Source organism: uncultured Sphingomonas sp. (assembly GCF_937859915.1).
Lineage (GTDB): Bacteria > Pseudomonadota > Alphaproteobacteria > Sphingomonadales > Sphingomonadaceae > Solisphingomonas.
On sequence record NZ_CALMAW010000031.1, the window covers coordinates 1 to 6,487 of the forward strand.

8 protein-coding genes are annotated in these 6,487 nt (G+C 67.7%); 2 read left to right on the top strand and 6 right to left on the bottom strand.

Features of this window, described 5'->3' with window-relative positions:
- Nucleotides 1–55 precede the first annotated feature (55 nt).
- Nucleotides 56–481, bottom strand: coding sequence for an EF-hand domain-containing protein (locus Q0326_RS04735; RefSeq protein ID WP_298687655.1), 426 nt, complete (start codon nt 479–481; stop codon nt 56–58).
- A gap of 88 nt (nt 482–569) precedes the next feature.
- Here Q0326_RS04735 and Q0326_RS04740 point away from each other — a divergent pair, with 88 nt between their 5' ends.
- Both Q0326_RS04740 and Q0326_RS04745 read left to right on the top strand, forming a co-directional pair.
- Nucleotides 570–1,793, top strand: a complete 1,224-nt coding sequence (locus Q0326_RS04740) for an argininosuccinate synthase (RefSeq protein ID WP_298687657.1) — start codon at nt 570–572, stop codon at nt 1,791–1,793.
- Nucleotides 1,794–1,971: 178 nt separating this feature from the next.
- Nucleotides 1,972–2,952, top strand: coding sequence for an aldo/keto reductase (locus Q0326_RS04745; RefSeq protein WP_298687659.1), 981 nt, complete (start codon nt 1,972–1,974; stop codon nt 2,950–2,952).
- A gap of 152 nt (nt 2,953–3,104) precedes the next feature.
- Here the strand turns inward: Q0326_RS04745 and Q0326_RS04750 are convergent, their stop codons facing one another.
- The 5 genes from Q0326_RS04750 to Q0326_RS04770 all read right to left on the bottom strand — a co-directional run bounded on the left by Q0326_RS04750 (nt 3,105) and on the right by Q0326_RS04770 (nt 6,321).
- The gene (locus tag Q0326_RS04750) at nt 3,105–3,821 is read right to left on the bottom strand and encodes a head GIN domain-containing protein (RefSeq protein WP_298687661.1); all 717 of its coding nucleotides are present in this window, start codon (nt 3,819–3,821) and stop codon (nt 3,105–3,107) included.
- A 23-nt stretch (nt 3,822–3,844) separates the two neighbouring features.
- Nucleotides 3,845–4,534, bottom strand: a complete 690-nt coding sequence (locus Q0326_RS04755) for a head GIN domain-containing protein (protein WP_298687663.1) — start codon at nt 4,532–4,534, stop codon at nt 3,845–3,847.
- A 266-nt stretch (nt 4,535–4,800) separates the two neighbouring features.
- The gene (locus Q0326_RS04760; protein WP_298687664.1) at nt 4,801–5,319 is read right to left on the bottom strand and encodes a CarD family transcriptional regulator; all 519 of its coding nucleotides are present in this window, start codon (nt 5,317–5,319) and stop codon (nt 4,801–4,803) included.
- Nucleotides 5,320–5,548: 229 nt separating this feature from the next.
- Nucleotides 5,549–5,887, bottom strand: a complete 339-nt coding sequence (gene fdxA, locus Q0326_RS04765; protein ID WP_298687666.1) for a ferredoxin FdxA — start codon at nt 5,885–5,887, stop codon at nt 5,549–5,551.
- A 170-nt stretch (nt 5,888–6,057) separates the two neighbouring features.
- Nucleotides 6,058–6,321, bottom strand: coding sequence for an RNA-binding S4 domain-containing protein (locus Q0326_RS04770; RefSeq protein WP_298687668.1), 264 nt, complete (start codon nt 6,319–6,321; stop codon nt 6,058–6,060).
- Between the last annotated feature and the right edge of the window lie 166 nt (nt 6,322–6,487).

Consider the following 6,487-nt stretch of genomic DNA (forward strand, 5'->3'; position numbering starts at 1 on the left):
GTTGTGCCCGCCACAAGCTGCGGGCCTGGGCTCCGGCGTGCGCCGGGGAACTAGCTCAATGGGCAGCGCCCTCGATCTTCGCCGCCTTGGCCTCGCGATTCTTGATCTTCGCGGCGACGCGCGCCTCCTTGGGCGTGACGGTGCCGTCGTGGTTGATGTCCGCCCCGTCGAAATGGGCGAGCGCGGCGTCGACGAACTGCGCGCGCGTGACGCGGCCGCTATGGGTCTGGTCGACCGTCGCGAACTGCGCGTCGACGATCGCCCAGCCCTTGGGGGTCGGCGTGCCGCCCTTGGCCTTGACGATCGCGGCGAGCGCGGCGTGATATTCGGCGAGCGTCAGCACGCCGTCATGGTTGGTGTCGCACTTGTCGAACATCGTCTCGGCGCGCTGCTGAACGGCGGTGCGCGCAACCGGCGGCGGATCGGCGAGCGCCACGCCCGCCCAGCCGATCATCGCCACCATCACCCAGTCTCTCGTCATGCGACACTCTCCGGCTTGAACCGCAGCGCCGCCGATGGCACAGGCGCGCGCGATCCGCATCCCCCTTAAGCCGTACAAGGAACCGCCCATGACGCAGCCGGCCATCAACCGCGTCGTCCTCGCCTATTCGGGCGGGCTCGACACCAGCGTCATCCTGAAGTGGCTCAAGGAAACCTATAATTGCGAGGTGGTGACCTTCACCGCTGACCTGGGACAGGGCGAGGAGCTCGAGCCGGCGCGCGCGAAAGCGCTGGCGATGGGGGTCAAGCCCGAGCACATCTTCATCGACGATCTGCGCGAAGAGTTCGTGCGTGACTATGTCTTCCCGATGATGCGCGCCAACGCGCTCTACGAGGGCACCTATCTGCTTGGCACCTCGATCGCGCGGCCGCTGATCGCCAAGCGCCAGATCGAGATCGCCAGACAAGTCGGCGCCGACGCGGTCAGCCATGGCGCCACCGGCAAGGGCAACGACCAGGTCCGCTTCGAGCTCGGCTACTATGCGCTGGCACCCGACATCAAGGTGATCGCGCCGTGGCGCGAATGGGATCTGACCAGCCGCACCCGGCTGATCGAATATGCCGAGCAGCACCAGATCCAGGTCGCCAAGGACAAGCGCGGCGAAAGCCCGTTCTCGACCGACGCCAACATGCTGCACACCTCGTCCGAGGGTAAGGTGCTCGAGGACCCGTGGCAGGAGGTGCCGGATTACGTTTATTCGCGCACGGCCAATCCCGAGGATGCGCCGAACACGCCCGAATATATCACCGTCGATTTCGAGAAGGGCGACGGCGTCGCGCTCAACGGCGAGGCGATGTCGCCGGCGACGCTGCTCGAGGCGCTCAACGGGCTCGGCCGCACCCACGGCATCGGCCGGCTCGATCTGGTCGAGAACCGCTTCGTCGGCATGAAGTCGCGCGGCATGTACGAGACGCCGGGCGGGACGATCTATCACGCCGCGCACCGCGGCATCGAGCAGATCACGCTCGATCGCGGCGCCGCGCACCTCAAGGACGAGCTCGCCGTCCGCTATGCCGAGCTGATCTACAACGGCTTCTGGTTCAGCCCCGAGCGCGAGATGCTGCAGGCGGCGGTCGATCACAGCCAGGCGCGCGTCAACGGCACGGTGCGGCTCAAGCTCTACAAGGGCTCGGTGTCGGTGGTCGGTCGCAAGTCGCCGGACAGCCTCTATTCGGAGAAGGTCGTCACCTTCGAGGACGATGCCGGCGCCTACGACCAGCGCGACGCGGCGGGCTTCATCAAGCTCAACGCGCTGCGGCTGCGCCTGCTCGGGCGCCGCGACCAGGGCTGAGGCCGATGTTCCCCGGCGAAAGCCGGGGCTCAGGCCCGCGCTCCGTGGCTACCGCCGCGCCCGGACAGTGGGGTGTGGCCTGGGCCCCGGCTTTCGCCGGGGAACTGAGGACAAACACCACCGGCACCTGATCGCCGCCGCTGCGTTGAGCGCCGCGACACCCGAACGGAGAGACAGCATGGATTATCGCAAGCTCGGCAATACCGGCCTCGACGTCTCGGCGCTGTGCCTCGGCTGCATGACCTTCGGGATTCCGGACCGCGGCAATCACGAATGGACGCTCGACGAGGAGAAGAGCCGCCCGATCCTGCGCCACGCGGTCGAGGCCGGGATCAACTTCTTCGACACCGCCAACGTCTATTCGGACGGCACCTCGGAGGAGATCGTCGGCCGCGCGCTCAAGGAGTTCACGCGCCGCGACGAGGTGGTGATCGCCACCAAGGTGCACGGCGCGATGCGCAAGGGCCCCAATGGCGGGGGCCTCAGCCGCAAGGCGATCCTGACCGAGATCGATGCCTCGCTGACGCGGCTAGGCACCGACTATGTCGATCTCTACCAGATCCACCGGTTCGACCATGAGGTGCCGATCGAGGAGACGCTCGAGGCGCTGCACGACGTCGTCAAGGCGGGCAAGGCGCGCTATATCGGGGCTTCGTCGATGGCGGCGTGGCAGTTCGCGACGATGCTCCACGTCGCCGAGGCCAATGGCTGGACGCGCTTCGTGACGATGCAGAACTACGTCAACCTGCTCTACCGCGAGGAGGAGCGCGAGATGCTGCCCTTGTGCGAGGCCGAAGGCATCGGCGTGATCCCGTGGAGCCCGCTCGCGCGCGGGAGGTTGACGCGCGACTGGGACGACACCACCGAACGCTCGCAGACCGACCAGTTCGGCAAGACGCTCTACGAGAAGACCGCCGACGCCGATCGCAAGGTCGTCGAGGCGGTGGCGGCGATCGCCGCCGAGCGCGGCGTCGCCCGCGCGCAGATCGCGCTGGCCTGGGTGATGGCCAAGGACGCGGTCTCGGCACCGATCGTCGGCGCGTCCAAGATCGGCCATCTCTACGACGCGCTCGCCGCGCTCGACATCGATCTTAGCGACGACGAGATCGACCGGCTCGAGGCACCTTATGTGCCGCACGCGGTGGTCGGGTTCAGCTGAGCGGGGCGCGCGGCGCCTCGATACACCCCGTCATTCCCGCGACGGGGGGGAACTCCATACGCGCGGCGCTCGATCAATGGGCGCCGCGTGTATGGATCCCGGATCACGTCCGGGATGACGAAGAAGGGTAGGGCCGCTCCCACCCGCAACCGCTACTCCGCCGCCTTATGGTCGCAATGCACGTCGCCCGAGCCGGTGCGCGCGATCGCACAGGCCGCCAGGCCGACGATCGAGAGGTCGCCCGATCCGGCGAGACTGCCCTTGGCGCTGCGGCGCACCCCGATCTTGAGGTCGCCCGAGCCGGTCAGGTTGACCTGCGCGTCGTCCGCCAGCAACTGGTCCGCCTTGAAATTGCCCGATCCGGTCAGCACCGCCTTCGCAGCAACCGCGCGGCCGGCGAGCGACAGGTCGCCCGATCCGGTCATCGTCGCGTTGAGCTGGGTCACCTGGATCCCGCCGACGGTGAGCGAGCCCGATCCCGACAATACCAGCGACGCCGCCTCGCCCTTGACGCGGTCGATCGTGGTATCGCCCGATCCGGTCACTGCGGCCTGGTCGAGCGTCGGCATGGTGACGTCGACGACGAGCTTGCCGTGGAAGCCCATCGGCCAGCCGCCCCAGCCGCCGGGCAGCGGCTTGATCACCAGCACCTCTTCATTCTGCTCGACCGAGAGCCGGTCGATCGCTTCCTGCGGCCCGGTTGCGCGCACCGAGGCGGACGGGCCGACATGGACATGGACGTCGAACGGCCCGGCGATGCGCAGCCGCGAGACGTCGGTGATGCTGTAGGTCTTGGTCGCCGCGTGCACCGGCGCGCAGGCGGCGAGCGGGAGGGCGACGGCAATCGCCAAGGTGGCAAGGCGGATCATGGCAGTCTCCGAGAATAAGCGGGTCAGCCGCAGCGAACGCTGCCGAGGCCGCTCTTGTGGACGGTGCAGACGGGATGGCCGTCGATCGTGACATGGCCGATCCCCGACAACGAGACGTCGACCGGTCCGTCGACACGGGCGGCAACATGGCCTGTGCCCGACAGCGAGACATGCCCGCTTTTGGCCGCGAGCGCACTCGCGTCGATCGAGCCGACTCCCGAGCCGTCGACCTCGAGCGCGCCGGTCGTGCCCGCGACGACGATCTCGCCCGCGCCGCCCATCACCAGCACCGTGCGCGGCGCGTCGACCGCGGCGATCTTGATCGAACCGGCGCCGCCGACATTCGCGCCGAAGGCCGGGCCGCTGCCGTGATCGAGCGCGATCGACCCCGCGCCGCCGAGCGCGACGCTGGTCGTGCGCGGCATCGTGATCGTGACGTCGAGATGGCGGTTGTTGTTGCGGACGGACGGGCCATTGGTCCAGCCGAGCAGCAGCACGCCCTGGCGGACCTCGGCGGTCAGCCGGTCGACCAATTCCGGGTCGCCGTCGGCATGGACCGAGAAGCCGGCGCCAGTGCGGATCGTGACGTGCGCGGCGGCACGCAGATCGACCTGCGTGAAGTCGCGTGCCGGGAAGTCGCGGGTGGCGGCGGGGGCGGTGGTCGCGGCGAAGGTCGCCAGCGCGGTCGCGGCGAGGACAAGCGGAATACGCATCGGGCACCTCTCTACTGTGTTGCTCGCACAATACAGCATAAGGGGGATGGTGCAAGCTGCGCTCATCCGTCGTCCCGGCGAAAGCCGGGATTTATAGAGGGGTGAGCAATGAAGCGCGTGTCGCGTCCAGTTGACGTGCGTGCCGCCGTCGATGGGTCCCGGCTTTTGCCGGGATGACGAAAAAAAGGAGGCCCGCCCAAAGAAAAGGGCGCGGCAGCCTCTCGGCCACCGCGCCCCTTCGTCACCGCCAGCCGAGGCCGGCCGGCTTATTTCGCGTGCAGCACCGCATGCTCGCGCAGAATATCGAGAATCTTCTCCTGCGCCTTGGGCTCGTCGGTCTGCTCCATCGCGGCGAGTTCGCGCGCGAGACGGCTGGTCGCCGCCTCGAAGATCTGCCGCTCGGAATAGCTCTGCTCGGGCTGGTCGTCGGCGCGGAACAGGTCGCGCACCACTTCGGCGATCGACACGAGGTCGCCCGAATTGATCTTGGCTTCATATTCCTGCGCACGACGCGACCACATGGTACGCTTGACCTTGGGCTTGCCCTTGAGCGTGGTCAGCGCCTCGTCGAGCGTCACCGACGAGGACAGCTTGCGCATGCCGACCGATTCGGCCTTGTTGGTGGGCACGCGGAGCGTCATCCGCTCCTTTTCGAACCGCAGCACGTAAAGTTCGAGCTTGAGGCCCGCAATTTCCTGGCTTTGCAGTTCGATCACGCGGCCCACGCCGTGCTTGGGATAGACGACATAGTCGCCGACGTCGAAGCTCAGCGCCTTCGCAGCCATACAATACCTTTCCGGAAAGTCCGGCCCCGAATCCCGTCCGGTCCACATTCGCCCAAAGAGCCATGCGGCCGCCCGGCAGTCCGGTGACCACCCGCTAGAATGAGGGGGCGGACTGGCGATCACACAGGATCACGAGCCGCCCCCGACAAGGCAGCTTGTAACATAGTTTTCGCGAGAAAGGTAGCGTTCCGGCGCAATCTGCCGAAAAGGACGGACCCGTAACGACCCGTCAGTCGCCCTGGCCGGGCTCCGGCGAGAAATATTTGTCGAACTTGCCGTCCTGGCCTTTGAATTCGTCGGCGTCGGCGGGCGCCTCGCGCTTGCGCGTGATGTTGGGCCATTGCGCGGAGAAGCTGTTGTTGAGCTCCTGCCACTTCTCAAGTCCGCTCTCGGTATCGGGCAGGATCGCCTCGGCCGGGCATTCGGGCTCGCACACGCCGCAGTCGATGCACTCATTGGGGTTGATGACGAGCATGTTGTCGCCCTCGTAGAAGCAGTCGACCGGACATACTTCGACGCAGTCCATATACTTGCAGCGGATGCAGGCATCGGTGACGACGTAGGTCATGGCACGAAGACTCTCTGGCGGGACGGAACGCCGGCCCTGCTAGTCGGGGGCGGGGGGTGCGTCAACCATAGGCGATTTCCGGTCCGTCACCCCGGGGCCCCGCGCCTTCCGGCCTCGCGACCAAGCGGGATCTTGGATCGCGTCCGGGATGACGGGGCGGGATCGTAGGCTCAGACCAGGTCGGTGTAGCAGCTCTGCGCTTCGGGGGCGGGGCCGCGCCGGCCGGGGAGCGCCTCGACGCGCACCACGCGAACCTGGCCCGAGACGGGAAGGCCCAGCACCGAGCCGACGCGGACCTGCGCGGAGGGCTTTCGGATGGCGCGGCCATCGAGCCGGATATGTCCCTCGCCGACGAGCGCCTGGGCGATGCTTCGGGTCTTGGCGAAGCGGGCGAAGCAGAGGAACTGGTCGATCCGGATCGTCGTGTCAGCCATGCGCACCCTGTTTCTGCGGTGGAGGATAAGGGGGAAGCAGTCGTTCGAGTGCCCCGAAGGCATTGCCGGGCCGCGCAGCGCGGGGCGCCTCGGGGCGATCCGGGCGGCGGCCGCGCCACAGCCAGGCGGGGGCGGCGCCGTCGGTCTCGGCCGAGCGCTTGTGCAG

Bases quoted from the DNA above. Each gene is read 5' to 3' on its own strand.
- Q0326_RS04735 (WP_298687655.1), bottom strand. From the start codon at position 481: ATGACGAGAGACTGGGTGATGGTGGCGATGATCGGCTGGGCGGGCGTG.
- Q0326_RS04760 (WP_298687664.1), bottom strand. From the start codon at position 5,319: ATGGCTGCGAAGGCGCTGAGCTTCGACGTCGGCGACTATGTCGTCTAT.
- fdxA (WP_298687666.1), bottom strand. From the start codon at position 5,887: ATGACCTACGTCGTCACCGATGCCTGCATCCGCTGCAAGTATATGGAC.
- Q0326_RS04745 (WP_298687659.1), top strand. From the start codon at position 1,972: ATGGATTATCGCAAGCTCGGCAATACCGGCCTCGACGTCTCGGCGCTG.
- Q0326_RS04755 (WP_298687663.1), bottom strand. From the start codon at position 4,534: ATGCGTATTCCGCTTGTCCTCGCCGCGACCGCGCTGGCGACCTTCGCC.
- Q0326_RS04770 (WP_298687668.1), bottom strand. From the start codon at position 6,321: ATGGCTGACACGACGATCCGGATCGACCAGTTCCTCTGCTTCGCCCGC.
- Q0326_RS04740 (WP_298687657.1), top strand. From the start codon at position 570: ATGACGCAGCCGGCCATCAACCGCGTCGTCCTCGCCTATTCGGGCGGG.
- Q0326_RS04750 (WP_298687661.1), bottom strand. From the start codon at position 3,821: ATGATCCGCCTTGCCACCTTGGCGATTGCCGTCGCCCTCCCGCTCGCC.